This is a genomic window from Arthrobacter sp. BGA-UO-ETr-C19, assembly GCF_059568005.1.
Genome location: NZ_JCAQPC010000024.1, coordinates 868,653 through 887,345, shown reverse-complemented (window position 1 = coordinate 887,345; position 18,693 = coordinate 868,653). Strand labels below are relative to the sequence as shown.

Annotated in this window: 16 protein-coding genes; 8 read left to right on the top strand and 8 right to left on the bottom strand. The window is 67.5% G+C overall.

Going from position 1 to position 18,693, the window contains the following annotated elements:
- Positions 1-155: 155 nt before the first annotated feature.
- The 6 genes from AC57BR_RS23030 to AC57BR_RS23005 are packed head-to-tail and all read left to right on the top strand — an operon-like array spanning position 156 to position 6,698.
- Positions 156-1,700, top strand: a complete 1,545-nt coding sequence (locus tag AC57BR_RS23030; RefSeq protein ID WP_496364794.1) for a DUF7847 domain-containing protein — start codon at positions 156-158, stop codon at positions 1,698-1,700.
- Positions 1,697-2,404 carry a DUF4129 domain-containing protein gene (locus AC57BR_RS23025; protein WP_496364792.1) on the top strand — a complete coding sequence of 236 codons (708 nt, stop codon included), beginning with the start codon at positions 1,697-1,699 and terminating at the stop codon, positions 2,402-2,404. Before AC57BR_RS23030 ends, AC57BR_RS23025 begins: the two co-directional genes overlap by 4 nt.
- Complete coding sequence (locus tag AC57BR_RS23020; protein ID WP_496364790.1) at positions 2,401-3,609, top strand: DUF4350 domain-containing protein; 1,209 nt, start codon at positions 2,401-2,403, stop codon at positions 3,607-3,609. The genes AC57BR_RS23025 and AC57BR_RS23020 overlap by 4 nt, the downstream gene beginning before the upstream one ends.
- A gap of 56 nt (positions 3,610-3,665) precedes the next feature.
- Positions 3,666-4,634, top strand: coding sequence for an AAA family ATPase (locus AC57BR_RS23015; protein WP_496365211.1), 969 nt, complete (start codon positions 3,666-3,668; stop codon positions 4,632-4,634).
- Positions 4,635-4,638: 4 nt separating this feature from the next.
- Positions 4,639-5,931, top strand: coding sequence for a DUF58 domain-containing protein (locus AC57BR_RS23010; RefSeq protein ID WP_496364788.1), 1,293 nt, complete (start codon positions 4,639-4,641; stop codon positions 5,929-5,931).
- A gap of 47 nt (positions 5,932-5,978) precedes the next feature.
- On the top strand, positions 5,979-6,698 hold the full coding sequence (locus AC57BR_RS23005) for a DUF4166 domain-containing protein (RefSeq protein ID WP_496364786.1): 720 nt from the start codon (positions 5,979-5,981) through the stop codon (positions 6,696-6,698).
- A 16-nt stretch (positions 6,699-6,714) separates the two neighbouring features.
- On the opposite strand, the gene AC57BR_RS23000 is transcribed toward AC57BR_RS23005, so the two are convergent.
- Positions 6,715-7,755, bottom strand: coding sequence for a uroporphyrinogen decarboxylase/cobalamine-independent methonine synthase family protein (locus AC57BR_RS23000; protein WP_496364784.1), 1,041 nt, complete (start codon positions 7,753-7,755; stop codon positions 6,715-6,717).
- Positions 7,756-7,758: 3 nt separating this feature from the next.
- Positions 7,759-8,181 (bottom strand): chorismate mutase, encoded by a 423-nt coding sequence (locus AC57BR_RS22995; RefSeq protein WP_496364782.1) that lies wholly within the window; start codon positions 8,179-8,181, stop codon positions 7,759-7,761.
- Positions 8,182-8,277: 96 nt separating this feature from the next.
- Between AC57BR_RS22995 and AC57BR_RS22990 the strand changes: the two genes are divergently transcribed.
- A complete protein-coding gene (locus AC57BR_RS22990; protein ID WP_496364780.1) occupies positions 8,278-8,934 on the top strand; it encodes an NADPH-dependent F420 reductase in 657 nt (218 codons plus the stop codon).
- A 57-nt stretch (positions 8,935-8,991) separates the two neighbouring features.
- Here the strand turns inward: AC57BR_RS22990 and AC57BR_RS22985 are convergent, their stop codons facing one another.
- The 5 genes from AC57BR_RS22985 to mnmA all read right to left on the bottom strand — a co-directional run bounded on the left by AC57BR_RS22985 (position 8,992) and on the right by mnmA (position 15,973).
- Positions 8,992-10,707: an ABC transporter ATP-binding protein gene (locus AC57BR_RS22985; RefSeq protein ID WP_496364778.1), complete on the bottom strand. Its 1,716-nt coding sequence runs from the start codon at positions 10,705-10,707 to the stop codon at positions 8,992-8,994.
- On the bottom strand, positions 10,704-11,726 hold the full coding sequence (locus tag AC57BR_RS22980) for an ABC transporter permease (RefSeq protein ID WP_496364776.1): 1,023 nt from the start codon (positions 11,724-11,726) through the stop codon (positions 10,704-10,706). The genes AC57BR_RS22985 and AC57BR_RS22980 overlap by 4 nt, the downstream gene beginning before the upstream one ends.
- A 1-nt stretch (position 11,727) precedes the next feature.
- Entirely contained in the window at positions 11,728-12,819 is a 1,092-nt protein-coding gene (locus tag AC57BR_RS22975; protein WP_496364774.1) for an ABC transporter permease, read from the bottom strand.
- 130 nt (positions 12,820-12,949) lie between these two features.
- Complete coding sequence (locus AC57BR_RS22970) at positions 12,950-14,584, bottom strand: ABC transporter substrate-binding protein (RefSeq protein WP_496364772.1); 1,635 nt, start codon at positions 14,582-14,584, stop codon at positions 12,950-12,952.
- A 249-nt stretch (positions 14,585-14,833) separates the two neighbouring features.
- Positions 14,834-15,973 (bottom strand): tRNA 2-thiouridine(34) synthase MnmA, encoded by a 1,140-nt coding sequence (mnmA, locus tag AC57BR_RS22965; protein ID WP_496364770.1) that lies wholly within the window; start codon positions 15,971-15,973, stop codon positions 14,834-14,836.
- A 156-nt stretch (positions 15,974-16,129) separates the two neighbouring features.
- On the opposite strand from mnmA, the gene AC57BR_RS22960 reads away from it, so the two are divergent.
- Positions 16,130-17,386, top strand: coding sequence for an NAD(P)/FAD-dependent oxidoreductase (locus tag AC57BR_RS22960; protein WP_496364768.1), 1,257 nt, complete (start codon positions 16,130-16,132; stop codon positions 17,384-17,386).
- Positions 17,387-17,393: 7 nt separating this feature from the next.
- Here AC57BR_RS22960 and AC57BR_RS22955 read toward each other — a convergent pair whose 3' ends face one another.
- Positions 17,394-18,623, bottom strand: coding sequence for a cysteine desulfurase family protein (locus AC57BR_RS22955; RefSeq protein ID WP_496364766.1), 1,230 nt, complete (start codon positions 18,621-18,623; stop codon positions 17,394-17,396).
- Between the last annotated feature and the right edge of the window lie 70 nt (positions 18,624-18,693).

Sequence of the window (18,693 nt, the reverse complement as noted above, 5' to 3'; positions counted from 1 at the left end):
TGGAGTTTTCGGCGGGGCGCGTGCCGGGGCAGCGGACAGGGCAACGGGCGGTCCTCCGCGGTCCCGACCGGCCCGGAAGCTAGGATGCCCGACGGCGGAACTATAGTCTGGAGGTGCCCGGCCGTTGGCCGGTGCGCACCTTGGGGAGGAACAGGTTGTCAGAGCAGGATCCGCAGCACGCGCAGTCCGGACATGAACCACCTGGCCACCGGCCGCCTGTTCACCGCCCGTCGGAACCCTTCCCATACGGGCAACTGCCTCCCGACCGCCTGCCACCGCAGCCCGCCACCGAAAACACCGCCCAGAACACCGGAAACAGCGACCAGAACACCGGCCAGCCCCATACGCCGTGGGCTCCACCGCAGCAGCAGCGGTGGGGCGCGCCCCCGCAATGGGGCAGCCAGCAGCCGGGCCCCTACCAGCCCGGCCCCTTTCCGCCTGGCGCCCACCAACCCTACGGGCCGCCGCACCAGTGGCGTACGGGCCCGAATCCCGGCGTTCCCGCAGGGCCGAACTCCGTTCCCTATCCCATGTACGCGGCCCCGCCGAAGCCCGGTGTGGTGCCGCTGCGGCCGCTGATGTTTGGCGAAATCATGGACGGCGCCTTCCAGACGATCCGAAGGAATCCCAAAGCGATGCTCGGGGCAGGCCTGCTGGCCCAGGCGCTGGGCGCCGTGATCGCCGGCGTTGTTCCGCTGGTCACCCCGGCCTCCGATGCTTCCGCGGAGACCTGGCTGGCGAACCTCAGCACTTCCGAGATCGCCGGCCTCGTCGCGGGTGTGGCCGGCGGCTTCGTACTTTTTGGCCTGGTGTCCGTGTTCATCTCCGTGGTGATGCAGGGGGCCATGGTGGTCCCTGTGGCCAGGTCCATCCTCAACCGGCACACCGGGTTCCGGCAGATGTGGCTGCTGGCGCGCGGCCGGGCCTGGACACTGGTGCGCCTGGCCGGGATCGGGGTGGCTGCCGTGCTGCTGGCGACGGCCCTCATCGCCCTGGCCACCGCACTGCTGGCGAATTCGATGGGCACGGGGTCGCTGGTCATAGTACTTCCGCTGTTTCTGGCCTTTGTCGCAGCCATGATCTGGGTATCCATCAAGCTGACCGTCGCACCTGCGGTCATCGTCGTCGAGGACCTGGGAGCGCTGGACGGCATCCTGCGTTCCTGGGCCGTCACCCGGGGAAGCTGGTGGCGGGTCCTGGGCATCGTCCTGGTGGTGTCGCTACTCGTGGGCATCATTGGCCAGATCGTCCTCATCCCGGTCACCCTGCTCTCCGGGCTGCTCACCACCGTCGCCGGCCCCCAGGACCCGGCCAGCCAGACGGCCGCCCTGCAGGTGGTGGTCGGTGTGGCCACGGCGGTTGTGTCCGCCGCCGTCGGCGCAGTGGCGTTCGCCTTCCAGACATCGGTCATGGCCTTGCTTTACATGGATTTGCGGATGCGCAACGACGGGCTGGACATCGCTCTGCTGCGGCTGCTGGAAACCGGGAACGACGACGGCGGCATTCCGGGACGGGGTGTGCCCGTCTACAGCTCGGGCCGGAACAGCGGACCCTCCCAGCCCTGGGCTCCCCATCAGGGCCCGTATCGACAGGGCCCATACCAGGCGGGGCCTGGCCAGCCCGGGCCTTACCAGCAGGGGCCTTACGGAAATTCGGCAGGCTGGCCGCCGCCCCCTGGGCCGCCAACGATGCCGGGATGATCGCCGTCGGCCTCCTCCCGGGCCTGCAGCGCGCCCCGGGTCTGCTACAGCGAACCCAGGAACCGCCGGTACAGCCTGACCGGGACGAAGCGCGCCGCTGGGCGGTGGAGGAGCTGTCCAAACACGAGTACCGGGAGGCGGCACCCGGCTGGCTGGAAACCCTCTGGCAGCAGTTCCTCGACTGGCTGCAGTCCGTGACTGATGGCCAGTCCCCGGCCGATGGAGCTCCGGTGGCGCCGTTCATCGGCCTCGGCATCGCCATCCTGGTAGGCGTGGCCATCATCCTGGCACGCCCCCGGCTGAATGCCCGCCGCCGCGCACCCAAGGAGATCTTCGACGCCGGGACAGCCGCGACAGCCGCCGACTACCGGGGGCGCGCCAAGGCAGCAGCCGCCCGCGGCGACTGGGCGGCCGCCGTCGTCGAACAGTTCCGCGCATTCGTGAGTTCCGCCGAGGACCGCGCCGTCCTGGACCCCCAACCTGGCCGGACAGCCGACGAGGCCGCCGGACAGCTGACGCGCGCGTTTCCCGCGGCCGGCGACAAACTCGACGCCGCTTCCCGCATCTTCGACGCTGTCCGCTACGGCAGCGGGAGCGCCCTGGCGGCCGACTATGCCGCGATGGTTGAACTGGACTCGACTCTGGAAAGGCTCACGCCTTCCTACGCTGAGGCCGCACCCGGCGGACTGGCGGTGCCCAGGTGACGCATCTCCCCCGCACCGAACCCGGTGTTCCTGTCGCGGCCCGGCGCAGGAGAACCGGCTGGATCCGCAGGCACAGGGCGGGAGTGCTGTTCGGCGTTGCCATGGCCGTTGCCCTTGCAGTGATCCTCGGGCTCCAGTCGACGCAACGGGCTGACAACCAGGAACTGTCCGTCCGCAACCCCGGTCCGCAGGGGGCCAGGGCGGCAGCCCAGATCCTTGGTGCGCAAGGGGTCACTGTTGCACAGACGGCGTCGTTCGACGCAACTCTGGCAGCGGCGCGTGCGGCCGGCAGCAGCGGGTCCGGCTCAACGGTCCTGGTCTACGACCAACGCGGCTTCCTTGCGCCCGAACGGCTCCGTCGGCTCCTCGCGGAGACTGACCGCCTGGTGGTGGTCTCCCCGCGCCTGGCCACACTGACCGGCCTGGGCAGCAGCATCCGCCAGGCCGGGGTGGTCCCCGGGGCGGAGCAGATACTCCAGCCCGGATGCGCCGTTGCCGATGCCCAGGCCGCCGGCGACATCAGCGCCGAGGGAGGCTTCCTCTACACCGGGGGCACCGTGTGCTACGGCGCCGGCGGTAGCGGGCGGGGCCTGTACGCCACGGCAGAGAACGGCAAGCTCGTGGTCATCGGGAGCACGGCCATGATCAGCAACCAGTTCCTTGCCGCCAACGGCAACGCCGCACTCACCCTGCGGACCCTGGGCAGCCAGGGACACCTCGTCTGGTACCTGCCGGGTCCCGGGGACCTTGGAGGCAACCCGGCACCGAAGACCCTGGCCGAACTTGCACCGGCGTGGTCGGCGTTCGTGGCCCCCTGGCTCATTGTGGTGGCCCTGTTTGCCGTGCTGTGGCGCGGACGCCGCCTGGGCCCGCTGGTCTTCGAACCCTTGCCGGTGGTGGTGAAGTCCGCGGAAACGGCAGAGGGCAGGGCCCGCCTGTACCACGAGGCCCACGACGTTGCCCGGGCGGCGGACACACTCCGTGCCGGCACCGTCGTCCGGCTTGCCTCGGCCCTGCGGGTGGGCACCGCAGCCGGGTTTACCGACGTGGCCGGCTCTGAAGTGGCGGCCGCCGCAGCCCGGCATCTGGACCGCAGCGCCGCGGAAATACAGCAGATCCTGCAACACCGTCCCGCAACCGAGGCCCAGCTTGTCCGCTGGGCCCAGGACCTTGTCCGACTAGAGAAAGAGGTAAAGTCCAGATGAGCCAGCAGCCAAACGGCCACGAGCACGGCACCTACGGCGAGGCGCCGGTGGGCACCATGGCCGATCCGCACGCGCCGGATCCTGTCCGGCAGGCGCTGCTGGACGTCCGGCATGAGGTGGCCAAGGCAGTTGTGGGCCAGGATTCCACGGTGACCGGCATGCTGATCGCCTTGCTGTCCCGCGGACATGTGCTGCTGGAAGGCGTGCCGGGCGTGGCAAAGACGCTGCTGGTCCGCGCCCTGTCCGCTGCCCTGAGCCTGGACACCAAACGCGTGCAGTTCACGCCGGACCTCATGCCCGGAGACGTCACGGGGTCCCTGGTGTACGACGCCGCCAAATCGGAGTTCAGCTTCCGCGAAGGCCCCGTCTTCACCAACATGCTCCTGGCGGATGAAATCAACAGGACGCCGCCCAAGACCCAGGCCTCACTGCTGGAAGCCATGGAGGAACGCCAGGTGTCCGTTGATGGCGTCTCGCGCCGGCTGCCGGTGCCGTTCATCGTGGCGGCCACGCAAAACCCTGTGGAGTACGAGGGCACCTATCCGCTGCCCGAGGCCCAGCTGGACCGCTTCCTCCTCAAGCTGACCATGCCCCTGCCGGACCGCGCCGCCGAAATCGAGGTGGTCCGCAGGCATGCCGCCGGCTTCGATCCCCGCGACCTCGCCGCGGCCGGCATCCGCCCCGTGGCGGGCGCCGACGAACTTGAACGGGCACGGCGGGCAGTTGCCGCCGTCGGAGTGTCGCCCGAGGTGCTGGGCTACATCGTGGACGTGGTCCGGGCCACGCGCGCCGCCCCGTCTTTCCAGCTTGGCGTCTCCCCGCGCGGCGCAACCGCGCTGCTGAACACCTCGCGGGCCTGGGCCTGGCTGTCCGGCCGGAACTTTGTCACCCCGGATGACGTCAAGGCGCTGGCCCAGCCGTGCCTGCGGCACCGAGTGGCGCTCCGGCCCGAAGCCCTGATGGACGGAGTACAGGTGGACGACGTCCTGGGCAGCATCCTGGCTTCCGTGCCGGTCCCCCGCTGATCCCGTGGCGATTTCCGGACGGCTGGTACTCCTGGCGGCGGCCGGGCTGGCGCCGGTGCTGCTTTTTCCCGGCTGGCTGACCGTGCTCGCCGTGCTTCTGGTCCTTGGCGCCCTGATCCTGCTGGACGTTCTGCTGGCTGCGGAACTGCAGCAGGTCTCGGTGGAAAGGTCAGCGCCCGCCAACGTTACCCTTGGCGGCACGGCGGATTCCGTGCTGACGGTGCACAACACCGGCAAGCGCAGGCTCAGGGCCGTGGTGCGTGACGCCTGGCAGCCTTCCGCCGGGGCGGCAAACCCGGTCCAGGCGGCAGAAGTTCCGGCCGGTGAAAGACGCCGCCTGAGCGTCAGGCTCAGGCCTGTCCGGCGGGGTGACCTCAGGGCGCCCCACATCACCGTCCGCTCCTTCGGGCCACTCCGGCTGGCCGCCCGCCAGAAAACGGTGCACGCTCCCGGATCGCTGCGGGTATTGCCGCCTTTCAACTCCCGGCGGCACCTGCCGTCAAAACTGCGCCGGTTGCGGGAGCTCGACGGCAAGGCGGCAGTGCAGATCCGCGGCGCCGGAACAGAGTTCGACTCCCTGCGCGACTACGTCCGCGGCGATGATGTCCGTTCCATCGACTGGCGCGCGACAGCGAGACGGTCCGCCGTCGTCGTGCGCACCTGGCGGCCGGAGCGCGACCGCCGCGTGGTGATCATGCTGGACACATCCCGCACCGCCGCTGCGCGCGTGGACGACGAACCCCGGCTCGACACGGGCATCGAGGCCGCACTGCTGCTGGGCGTCCTGGCCGAACGCGGCGGTGACCGCGTCGATTTCTTTGCCTTCGACCGCAGGATGCGCGCCCGGGCAGGCACCACGGCGGGCGGCAACCTGCTGGGTCAGCTGGTGCAGGCTGTGGCGCCGCTGCAGGCGGAACTCATCGAGCTGGACTGGGCACAGGTGCCGGCCCAGGTCCGTGCGGTATCGGCGCACCGTTCCCTCGTGGTCCTGCTGACCTCGCTGGACAGCGGCGCCCCGGAGGAAGGGCTCATTCCCATGGCGGCGCGCCTCGCCCAGCAGCACGTGGTGGTGGTGGCGTCGGTCCGCGACCCCCTGCTTGGCGAGATGCTCCAGGACAGGACGACGGCGGCCCAGGTGTTCCGTGCGGCGGCCGCCGAACGCGCCCTCCTCGAGCGGGAAGCCGTGAGTGTCCAGATCCGCCAGCTCGGCGTCGAAGTAGTGGACGCCGAACCGCACCAGCTGCCGCCTGCGTTGGCCGACGCCTATATACGGCTCAAGGCGGCGGGACGGCTGTGAGTTCCCGTCGCGAGACCGAATCACCAGACCAGACGTCAGGAGCCGCCATGAATGCCCCGATCTACCGCCAGGCGCTGGGTGCTGGCTTCTTCCGGCTGCAGCCGGAACTTCAGGAGTACTTTTCGCTTGCCCCGGGATCCGGCACCTTTGGTGTGGGCGAGGGCGTTTTCGATGTGGTGGGCTGCAAGCAGCGGTGGCTGCGGCCGATGCTGCGGCTGACCGCAGGCGAGCAGGCGTTCTTTCCGGAATACGGCGAAGGCGTCCCGTTCCGGATCGAAAACCACGCGCATCTCGATCCGTTCGGCCGCTCCAGCCTGACTGCCCGGCGGGAGATCTTCTTCCCCGGCAGGACCAGGATCTTTCAGGACACCACCAGTGTGGAAGAGGGCGCCGCCGGCACCCGTGCCCGCCTCGTGGACTACGTGGGCCGCCACCGCCGGCTGGTCACGGACCTCAACCTCGATGTGACGTCCGAGGGCCGGCTGCGGGGCGTCTCCGAAGTATCCCGGCTGTTCCTCGGCCCGCTCCGGTTGCCGCTGCCAGCGGCCCTTGACGCTAAAGCCTACGCGGAGCAGTGGTGGGACCCGGCCGCGGGGGAAAACGGGCGTCACAGGATCCAGGTGAAGGTGATCCAGCCGCAGCTCGGCCTCGTCCTGGTTTATGCGGGCCACTTCGACTACCGGCTGGAACCCTATCCGGCCGGAAGTTATTCGGCGGGCTTCCTTCCGGCGCATGCCAGGCCCGACCGCTGGGAACGACGAAGGTAAGGCAGTGCCAGCCGGCTTAACCCAGCGCGACCTGGTTCAGCCCGTCGGCAACCTGGGTGAGGCGGGTGAGGACCTCCGTTGCCTCGGCAGGTGACTGCCCTTCAAGGCCGCCCGACGGTGTGACCCGCACCGTGCCGAGCGCCGCCAGCGGCAGGCCGAGCTGCTGCCACGGGCGCCGGACAGACTCCACAACCGCGGATGCCTTTGGCACGCCGCCCGGCCCGCCAGCCTGCAGGGCTCCGGCCCAGAACCTCTTGCCGGCTTCGACCGCCTCCGCGAGTTGTTCCCACTGCCGGGTGGTCAGGGCCCGTAATGGAACGGCGATGGCGTCCGCGCCTGCGGACAGGATCCTTTCGAACGGGGCCTCGATTTCCGGTACGGCAATGGCGATTTCGGCGGCGCCGGCCTCGCGGAGGGCGTCAATCACCACGCGCCAGAGCTCCGTGACTTCCTGTCCGGCGACGGAGCGCAGGGTCCGGTAGCCGCTGGAGGTGGGAATGGTGCCGGCGAGGACGGAAGCGATGTCCGGTTCGTCGAGCTGCACCACGAGCCTGGCCCCGGGAACGGCGGCGGATACCTTGGCCAGGTGCGCGCCCACCCCGGCCGCGAGCGAGGCAGCGATATCGCGGCGGGCGCCATAGTCGATCAGCGCCCGCTCGCCGTTGTGGAGGTGAAGTCCAGCTGCCAGGCTCAGGGGGCCCCGCAGCTGGACCTTGAATTCGTCAGCGGCGCTGTCCTCTTCGCCCGCGACATCAGCCACCACGCTGATGTCCGTGGACAGTGCGGACCTTGCCCGCACCAGGTCGCGACCGGGCCGGTCAACGATCCGCCAGCCGTGCGGCTGGACATCCACGGCCAGGTCGACCAGGAGCGAGGCGGTGCGGCCGATGGCGTCAGCCCCGACGCCACGGTCGGGCAGCTCGGCCAGAAAGGGCAGGTGCGGGCTGCCGAGCTCACCGCGGATGATGCGGGTGGCCTCCACCGGATCCTGGCCTGGCCACGGTCCCAGTGCAGTGGCCGTTACCTGGGCCGGCAGCTGGATGTCTGCGTCCGGCACGGCTTAGGCGGTCAGCGGAGCTGTTGGGGTGGCCGTACCGTTGGAAGTTCCGCCGGCGGCATTGTGGTCCTCGGCGATGGCCTCGTGGTGCCGGATCACCTCGCCGATGATGAAGTTCAGGAACTTCTCCGCAAACGCCGGGTCCAGCTGCGCGTCCTCGGCAAGGCGGCGGAGCCGGGCTATCTGGGCGGTTTCGCGTCCGGGATCCCCGGCCGGAAGGCGGTGGGCAGCCTTGAGGAAGCCCACTTTCTGCGTCGCTTTGAACCGCTCGGCCAAGAGGTATACGAGGGTTGCATCGATGTTGTCGATGCTGGACCGGATTGACAGCAGCTCCGCCATTACCGCAGGATCCACGTGCCCGGCCAGGGAGCTGGCGGCGGGATTGTAGGAGTCGGTGTCAGGCAGATCATGGTTTCGCTCGGTCATGGTTCCAGTCTATGGGCACCGCAGGACTCTCTGCCCGTGTTAAGGATGCTGGCAGAGAATGTAGGTGTTCGCACATACCGATGATGGAGGATGCACATGAGGATCGCAGTTCTTGGTACGGGAGTGGTGGGCAGGACCCTGGCGGGAAAACTCGTGGAGTCCGGCCACGACGTCGTTCTCGGGTCGCGGAGCGCAACCAACGAGGCTGCCGTAGGGTGGGCAGCGGAAGCGGGGCCGCGGGCCAAGGCCGCGACCTTCTTCGACGCCGCGGCGGAGGCCGAGGTGGTCATCAATGCGACGCCCGGCACTGTTTCGCTCGAAGTGCTGGCCGCGGCCAGCACGAAGAACCTCGCCGGCAAGGTGCTGATCGACGTGGCCAATCCGCTGGACCATTCGGCCGGCTTCCCGCCGTCGCTCTCCATCTCGAACACCGACAGCCTGGCCGAAACCATCCAACGGGCGTTTCCCACGGCCCGCGTCGTTAAGGCACTGAACACCATGCGCGCCGATGTCATGGTGGCGCCGGAAAAGCTGGCTGGCGGGGACCATGACGTGTTCATGGCCGGGGACGACGCCGCTGCCAAAGAAGTGGCGGCCGGGCTCCTGCGCGAATTCGGCTGGCGGCCCGAGCACATCAGGGACCTGGGTCCGCTTGAGGCGGCGCGGGGCCTGGAGATGTGGCTGCCGATGTGGTTGCGCATTTTCCTGAAGCAGGGGAACAGCGTGTTCAACATCAAGGTGGTCTCTGAATAGAGCAGCAGGCCCGTACCCCGACCTTGGCGAAAGGTGGGATACGGGCCTGCCGGCATCCTAGATACCCAGCAGGGTGCGGTGGTCCTCCCGGCGCTTGGCCTGCTCGGCGGGATCCGGGACGGGCAGGGACGCGATCAGCCGCTTCGTGTAGTCATGCTGCGGAGCACCCATGACGTGGTGGCCAATCCCCTGCTCAACGAGTTTGCCTTTGTACAGCACCCCGACCCAGTGCGACAGCATGTCCACCACCGCGAGGTCGTGGCTGATGAACAGCGCTGCGAACCCGAACTCCTGCTGGATTTCCCGGAAGAGCTCCAGGACTTTCGCCTGCACCGAAACGTCCAGCGCCGACGTCGGCTCATCGGCGATGAGCAGTTTCGGGTTCAGGATCAGCGCCCGCGCCAGGGATGCGCGCTGGCGCTGCCCGCCGCTGAGCTCATGCGGGAAACGGTCAGCGTACGACGCCGGCAGCTGGACTGACTCCAGCAGTTCACCGACGCGTTTGCGCGCCTGTGCCGGTGACGGGTTGGTGTGGATGACCAGCGGTTCGGCGACGCAGTCGCCGATGGTCAGCTGCGGGTTGAAGGACGCCGCCGGGTCCTGGAAGACGAACCCGATCTCCTTCCGGAGCGGCTTGAAGCTCCGTTCCTTGAAGTTCAGCATCTCGTAGCCCAGCACGTTCAGGCTTCCGCCGGTGGTCCGGTTGAGGCCGGCGATGGCCCGGCCGATGGTCGTCTTGCCCGACCCCGATTCGCCGACGAGCCCGAACACTTCGCCCTCGGATACCGTGAAGCTGACGCCGTCTACCGCCTTGAAGGCGGGGCTGCCCAGCCGTCCGGGATATTCGATGGTGAGGCCCTTCGCCTCCACGAGGACCTTGCCGCCCTGGTGCGCCCGTTCCGTCATCCCTTCCGACGCCGAATGCCGGCCAAGGTGCGGGACGGCGGCCAGCAGCTTCCGGGTGTAGTCCTGCCGCGGCTCGGCGAAGAGGGACTTCGCCGAGGCCTCCTCGACGACGTCGCCGCGGTACATCACCACGACGCGGTCCGCGAGGTCGGCGACCACTCCCATGTTGTGCGTGATCAGCACAATGGACGTCCCGTACTTGTCCCTCAGGTCCCGCAGGAGCTCCAGGATCTCCGCCTGCACGGTGACGTCCAGGGCCGTGGTGGGTTCGTCAGCCACGATCAGCCCCGGGTTCAGGGCAAGCGCGGCGGCGATGACCACGCGCTGTTTCTGGCCGCCGGAGAACTGATGGGGGTAGTAGTTGACGCGGGTTTCGGGGTCCGGGATGCCCACTTTGCGCAGGGCTTCGATGGCCTTGGCCTTCGCCTCCTTCGCCGTGACCCGCTTGCCGCCACCCCGGCCTGCGTGGGCGAGGATCCCTTCAGCGATCTGCCAGCCGACGGTGAACACGGGGTTCAGTGCCGTGGACGGTTCCTGGAAGACCATGGCCACATCCCGTCCCCGGATCTGGCGCAGCTTCCCGGGGCTGACGCTGATGACGTTGTTGCCGTTGATCAGCACCGCGCCGGAGCTGATGGCAGTTTCCGGCAGCAGGCCCAGGATGGTCTTGGCCGTCACGGTCTTGCCGGAGCCGGACTCGCCGACAATGGCGAGCACCTCCCCGGTCTTCACTTCAAGGCTCACGTCCTTGACGGCGTGCACGTCACCGGCGTCGGTGGCGAACGTGACCTTGAGGTGGTCGATGTCCAGCACGGGTCCGGTGCCGGCCGCGTGCCGGTCTGAAACAGATCCGATGTTGATGGTCATGAACTTCTCACATCTGCTGAAATGGCCGCCTGGGCCGCCGCGGTCATGTCGGGTCCGCCCTTGTTGCCCGCGCGCTTGCGGCCGCGGAGACGGGGATCGTTGAGGTCGTTGATGCTCTCCCCCACCAGCGTGAGGCCAAGGACCGTCCAGACGATGGCAAGGCCCGGGAACACGCCGGTCCACCAGATGCCGGACGTGGTGTCCGCGAGTGCCTTGTTGAGGTCGAAACCCCATTCGGCGGCGGACGAGGGTTCGATGCCGAATCCCAGGAAGCCCAGGCCCGCCAGGGTCAGGATTGCCTCGGACGCATTCAGGGTGAAAATCAGCGGCAGGGTGCGGGTGGCATTGCGGTAGATATGCCTGCCCATGATGCGGACGCTTGAGGCGCCCACCACCTTCGCCGATTCGACGAAGGGTTCCGCCTTGAGCCTGATGGTCTCCGCCCTGATGACCCGGAAGTACTGCGGAATGAACACCACGGTGATGGAGATCGCCGCGGCGAGCACGCCGCCGAAGAGGCTGGACTCGCCGCCGCTGATGACGATGGCCATGACGATGGCCACCAGCAGGGACGGGAACGCGTAGATGGCGTCTGCCACCACCACGAGGATGCGGTCGAGCCAGCCGCCGATGTATCCGCTCACCAGGCCGAGGATGACACCGGCGAAGATGGACAGGACGACGGCCACCACGATCACCAGGATGGCGGTCTGGGAGCCCCAGATGACCCGGGACAGGACATCGTAGCCGCCCACCGTGGTGCCCAGCGGATGCTTTCCGCCGGGAGGCTGCTGCGTGGGGAAGCTGCCGTCTGCATCGGAGAGCTGCGCGAATCCGTAGGGGGCAAGGAGCGGCGCGAAGATGGCGGTCAGGAGGAAGACGCCGGTCAGGACGAGGCCGACGACGAGCATCCCCCGCTGGAGTCCGACGCTCTTGTTGAAGTGCGAGATAACGGGCAGCCGCTTGAACAGCGGCGCCCTGCGGTCTGCCGTGGCTTCCAGTGGAGTGGTGGTGCTCATGTCAGTACCTCACACGGGGATCGATCAGCGCGGCCACGATGTCCACGATGAAGTTGGTGACGGCGACGATCACGGCGAGGAGCACCACGATGCCCTGGACCGCCACGAAGTCGCGGGCCGTCAGGTAGTTGGCCAGCTGGAAGCCCAGCCCTTTCCACTCGAAGGTGGTCTCGGTGAGCACGGCGCCGCCCAGCATGACGGCGATCTGCAGGCCCATCACGGTGATGATCGGGATCAGGGCCGGCTTGTAGGCGTGCTTGGTGACCAGCCGGAATTCGCTGACGCCCCGCGAGCGTCCGGCCTCGATGTAGTCCCGGCCCAGGGTGCCGATGACGTTGGTGCGCACCAGCCGCAGGAAGATGCCGGCCGTCAGCAGGCCCAGGGCAAGGGCGGGCAGGACGGCATGCGCCATCACGTCGCCTAAAGCGGCCATGTTGCCGCTTCTGAGCGCATCGAGCCAGTAGATCCCTGTTGGTGCCTGCAGACCGGTGAGGGCAAGTTCGCTGGAGGTCTTGGCCCGGCCTGCCACCGGCAGCCAGCCGAGCCATACGGCGAAGGTCAGCTTGAGCAGCATGCCTGCAAAGAACACGGGGGTGGCGTAGCAGAGGATGGCAAAGACGCGCAGCACGGCGTCGGGAAGGTGGTCACGCCGGTGTGCGGCGATCATCCCGAACGGAATGCCGACCAGCAGGGCGACGATCAGCGCATTGATGGTCAGTTCGAGGGTGGCCGAGCCGTAGGTGGTCAGCATCTCCGTGACTTTGCGGTTGTCGGACAGCGTGGTGCCGAAATTGCCCGTGACGAGCTGGCCCAGGTATTCGAAGTACTGCACCGGAAGGGGACGGTCATAGCCGGCGGCATGGATCCGTTCCTGCAGCTGGTCCGGGGGCAGCCGGCCGCCCAGGGCGGCCGTGATGGGATCGCCGGTGATCCTCATGAGGAAGAACACCATGGTGACCAGGATGAAGATTGTGGGAAAGATCAGGAGGAACCTGATCAGGAGGTATTGGCCCAGTCCCCCGCCGGACTTCTTTTTCTTTGTCGGCAAAAGGCCGTCGGCGTCGCTTGGCGGCGCCTCTATGAGAGTTGTCATTACTGCCTGATTCTGTGTTTCCTGGTCCTTCGCGGGACCCGGAATCGGCTGTTCACTGGCCAGCAGGAAGGCGGGACGCCCGGAAGGCGTCCCGCCTCCTTGGCTGGTCAGGACCTGATGGGGTGGGGCCCTACTTCGAGATCACTCCGAGGCGGGTCTTGAACGAAGCGTCGAGGGTCTGGTCCACGCCCTTGACGTCTGCCCCCGCAACCATGAGCTGCGCGCCCTGCAGCAGCGGCAGGGTGGAGAGGTCCTTGGCGACAGCGGTCTGGGCGTCGCCCAGCACCTTGTCGCGTTCGCCCTTGTCCACAGTGGTGAGCTGCTTGGTTACCAGGTCAGTGACGGCGGAGTTCTCGTAGTGGTTCTTCAGGAAGTTGCCCGGGACGAAGAACGGCGTGAGGTAGTTGTCGGCGTCCGAATAGTCCGGGAACCAGCCGAGCTGGTAGACGGGGTAGGCATCGGCCGTCCGTGCCTTGGAATAGGTGACCCATTCGGTGGACTGGAGGTCCACCTTGAACAGGCCTGACTTTTCCAGCTGTTCCTTGATCATGGCGTACTCGTCGCCCGAGGACTTGCCGTAGTGGTCGGGGTTGTACTGCAGCTTGATGTTGACGGTGCCGGTGATGCCGGCGTCAGCGAAGGCCTTCTTTGCCTTGTCCAGGCTGGGCTTGCCATTGCCGTCGCCGTACATTTCCTTGAGCGGCTGGATGGCGCCGTTGAAACCGTCCGGAACAACGGAGTAGGCGGGCAGGTAGGTGCCCTTGTAGACCTGGGTGGCGATGGCCTCGCGGTCCACGATGTCCGCCATCGCCTGGCGTACGGCGAGCGCCTTCTTGGCATCGGCGTCGGCCGTCTTGGCACCGAACGGCATGGTGTCAAAGTTGAAGACGATGTAGCGAAGTTCGCCACCGGGCCCCTTGTGCACCTTGACCTTCGAGTCCTTTTCAAGGTCGGCGGCGTCGGTGGCCGTCAGGCTGCGGCCGGCGACGTCGATGTTGCCCTGCTGGACATCCAGCTTGAGGTTGTTGGAGTCGGCGTAGTACTTGATGTTGGCGCCGTCGTTGGCTGGCTTGCCCAGGAGTCCCTGGTAGTCAGGGTTGGCCTTGAGGCTGACGAGCTCATTCTTCTTGTAGCTCTCGATGGTGTACGGCCCGGCAAAAGGCTTGCCCTTGACGATCTCGTCGTCGCTCAGGACCTTGTCCGCCGGGAAGACCTCTTCGTCGACGATCGGTCCGGAGTTGGCGGCCAGAACGCCGGGGAAGACCTGGTCGTTGCCTGCCTTGAGGGTGAAGACCACGGTTGAGTCGTCCTTGGCCGCCACGGACTTCAGGTTCGACAGCAGGGCGGCCGGGCCGTTGGGGTCGGCGATCTTGACCACGCGGTCGATAGAGAACTTGACGTCGGAGGAGGTCAGCGCGTGGCCGTTGGCGAACTTGAGTCCCGGCTTGAGCTTGACGGTGTACTCAGTGGGGGTGGTGAACGACGCCGATTCGGCGATGTCCGGGACGGCGTCGGCGCTGCCCGGCTTGGCGTTCATGAGGAAGGGATAGATCTGGTTCATCACCATGAACGAGCCGGCGTCGTAGGAACCGGCAGGGTCCAGGGTGACGACTTTGTCCGTGGTTCCGTACGTGATGGTGCCTCCGCCGGCGCCGCCGGTGGAGTTGCCCCCGCCTCCGGACGGGCCGGTGCAGGCTGTGAGTGCGAAAGCGGAAACGCCTGCCAGCGCGATAGCGCTCCGCAAGGCCCTCTGATTCTTTGCCATCTGTGAACTTTCTGTTCGGTGAGTACGCGCGGGGTGCCCGATCTGACTCGTGTGCGGGCAGCCCGCTGATGCCTCTGATTCAACCAGAAGGTTGCCCGGTGAAACATTGCATCGTGTGAGTTGAGACACAAAATTTACCAGAAGGACTTGTCCTCCGCTGACCGAACGGTCGGAAACCGGGATATGGCAACAAAAAACGGCCGGCGGAACAATCCGCCGGCCGCTCTCACTCCGGAAACCGGAGCACGGTCAAAGTTGTGCCCGCTGAAGGGACCGCGCAGCGTCGATGGTCGCCTGGCCGAGGACCCTGCTGCCCTGGTAGAGCACCACGGTCTGGCCGGGTGAAACACCGCGCAGGGGGTCCGTCAGGGTCACCACAAGGCTGTCCCGCTCAATCCCGGCGTCGTCGGCAATACGCTCCATCCGCGCAATGGCAGGTACGGGGTCACCGTGCGCGCGAACCTGCGCGTGGCAGTCAAAGTCGGCGCCGGAGCCGACCTCATCGATGGGCAGGCCGGCCCAGGAAACCTTGATGCCGCGGATCTCGTCGATGGCCAGCAGGGCCTCGGGCCCCACCACCACCTTGTTTTCCTTCGGCCGGATCTCCAGCACGAACCGCGGCTTGCCGTCGGCCGCCGGCCGGCCAAGCTTCAGCCCGCGCCGCTGCCCGACGGTGAACGCGTTCGCTCCGCCGTGTTCGCCCACCTTGGCGCCGGTCTCATCCACGATGTCGCCCGTGGCCATGTCGATCTTTTCCGCGAGCCATCCGGCGGTGTCACCGTCCGGGATGAAGCAGATGTCATGGCTGTCCGGCTTGTTGGCCACGGACAGCCCGCGCCGTTCGGCTTCCGCCCGCACCTCCGCCTTGGACGGGGTGTCCGCAAGCGGGAACATGGAATGCTTCAGCTGCTCGTGGGTGAGTACGCCCAGGACGTAGCTCTGGTCCTTGGCCCAGTCGGCGGCGCGGTGCAGCTCGCGGTTTCCATCGGAGTCCTCGATGACCTTGGCGTAGTGGCCGGTGCAGACGGCATCGAACCCGAGGGCGATCGCCTTTTCGAGCAGGGCGGCAAACTTGATGCGCTCGTTGCAGCGCATGCAGGGGTTGGGGGTGCGGCCGGCGGCGTACTCGTCGATGAAGTCCTGGACCACATCCTCCTTGAACCGCTCGGAGAAATCCCACACGTAGTAGGGAATCCCCAAAACGTCGCAGGCCCGCCAGGCATCGCGCGAATCTTCAATGGTGCAGCAGCCCCTGCTGCCGGTGCGCAGGGTGCCCGGCATCCTTGACAGGGCAAGGTGAACGCCGACGACGTCGTGCCCCGCCTCGACGGCGCGGGCGGCTGCAACGGCGGAGTCAACTCCGCCGCTCATGGCTGCTAGAACTCGCATTATGGCTTTCTGTTGACACCGGTTGCCGATCTATTCTACTGCCCACCGGAATGAGGGCCTAAATTACCTTGACGGTGCCCGCCCGCCCTTCTAAAGTCAAGAGTACCGTTTTTAGAACGCGGGCCGCTGGCCTGCCCGGGCGAATCGAGTAGCGCCATGACCCCTGAAAGCATTGTCATCGCCGGTGCCGGGCTGGCCGGAGCGACGGCGGCCCGTACCCTGCGCTCCGAAGGGTATGCCGGGAACATCACCATCGCGGGCACCGAACCGCACCCTCCCTATCTCCGGCCGCCGCTGTCCAAGGAATACCTGCTCGGCAAAGCCGGGGAGGACGCCGTCGAGGTCGTGCCGGAGAGCTGGTACGCCGACAACAATGTCAGCCTCCTGCTGGACAACCCGGTTGCAGCGGTTGATCCTGGGGCACACAGCGTCCGCTTCGCAGATGGGACAGTCCAGGGTTATGGGGCACTGCTGCTGGCGCCTGGCGCAACGCCAAGGACGCTGCCATTGAGCGGCGTGGATCTGGACGGCGTCAGCACCTTCCGCACACTCGATGACAGTCGTCGCCTGCGGGAACAGCTGGCATCCGGCGGCCGGCACGTTGTGCTCATCGGCTCGGGCTGGATCGGGATGGAGCTGGCCGCGGCCGCAAGCACCTACGGCAACCGGGTCACACTGCTCGGGCTTGAGGACATCCCGCTCGCGGCAGCGATCGGCCCGGAGCTTGGCAGCTTCTTCCGCAGGCTGCACGAGGACAACGGAGTCCGCTTCCGGCTTCCCGCTTCAGCCAGGGAGATCACCGGGCAAGACGGAAAGGTGACCGGCGTGGTGACCGACGCCGGCGAGCTCCTGCCCGCGGACATTGTGATCATCGCCGTGGGTGTGGTTCCGGAAACGGCACTTGCCACCGCGGCCGGGCTCGAGGTCCGCAACGGCATCCTCACCGACGCTTCGCTGCGCACCAGCGCCCCGGATATTTTTGCCGCCGGCGACGCTGCCAATGCCCTGCATCCGTTCACGGGCGAGCACCACCGCAGCGAACACTGGTCCAATGCGCTCAACGGGGGCAAGGTGGCGGCCAAGGCCATGCTCGGCCAGGACGCTGCCCTGGATATGGTCCCGTATTTCTACACCGACCAGTTCGATGTCAGCATGGAGTACTCGGGCTTCCCGTCCCTCGCAGCAAAGTCGGCTCCGGTCATCCGCGGCTCGCTCGACAGCAAGGAGTTCGTCGCGTTCTGGCAGCAGGACGGGCGCGTCGTGGCCGGCATGAGCGTCAACTGGCCGAGGTCCGTCAAACCGGGCGCCCAGAAGACCATCAAGGCGCTCATCTCCGCCCGGGCCGAGGCTCCTGCGGGGCGCCTGGCCGACGAGGCTGTTCCACTTGATCAGCTGATGCCGGAGGCCAGCTGATACGGAATCAGCTGATGCCGGAACCCTGACGGGCAACAGTGGCGGCCGTCTGAATGGAGGATTCATGCCCGGCCATTCCTGCCTGGCGCGCCCGGGCATATGCGCCGGGCAGGGCCGCCAGGAGTGCGTCCACGTCCGCATCCGTCGACGGATGCCCCAGGGTGAAACGCTGTGCGCCGCGCGCGGTCTCCTCATCCAGGCCCATGGCAAGGAGGACGTGCGACGGACGCGGGACACCCGCCGTGCAGGCGGAGCCGGTGGATGATTCGACGCCGGCGAGGTCCAGGAGGAACAGCAGGGAATCACCCTCGCAGCCAGGGAACGTGAAGTGGGCGTTGCCGGGCAGCCGCCCGTCGCCCTCCGGACCGCGCAACACCGCGGCCGGAACTGCCTCACGGACCCCCGCGATGAGCCGGTCGCGCAGCCCGGAAATCCGCGCTGCCTCGGCCTCGAGGTTTTTCGCGGCGGAGTCAGCAGCGGCGGCGAAGGCCGCTATGGATGCCGTGTCGAGCGTCCCCGAGCGGACGTCGCGCTCCTGGCCGCCGCCGTGCTGCACCGGTGTGAGCTTCACAGACCGCCCAAGAATGAGCGCACCCACGCCGACAGGTCCGCCAATCTTGTGGCCTGAGATGGACATGGCATCCAGCCCGGAGGCCCGGAAGTCCACGGGGACGGAGCCAAGCGCCTGCACTGCGTCGGAATGGACGGGTACGCCGGCGGCGTGCGCGAGCTCCACTACCCGGCGGACGGGCTGGATGCTCCCCACCTCGTTGTTGGCCCACATGACCGTCACCAGGGCAATGGACTCGGGCGCACGCTGCAGTTCCGCCTGCAGCGCTTCGAGGTCCAGCACGCCGTCCTGGTTGACGGGCAGCCACGCGATTTCCGCCCCTTCGTGGCGCTCCAGCCACTCCACGGTGTCCAGCACGGCATGATGTTCGACGGCGGAGCACAGGATCCGCCGCCGGCCCGGGTTTTCGGCCAGCCGGGACCAATACAGGCCCTTGACGGCCAGGTTGTCCGCTTCGGTGCCGCCAGAGGTGAAGATGACCTCCGAGGGATGGGCGCCTGCCGCTGCGGCAAGGGTTTCCCTTGCGTCCTCCACCGAGCGCCTCGCCCGGCGGCCGGAGCCGTGGAGGGACGAGGGGTTCCCGGTCCGGGACAGCTCGCGCGTCAGGGCAGCCAGGGCTTCGGCGGTGATGGGTGTGGTGGCGGCATGGTCCAGGTAAACAGGCACGCTTAAATTCTAGACGCCGCGGAAAATCGGAGGCCGGCTGGATTCCCGACCTGCCGGGTTTCAGCCGCAG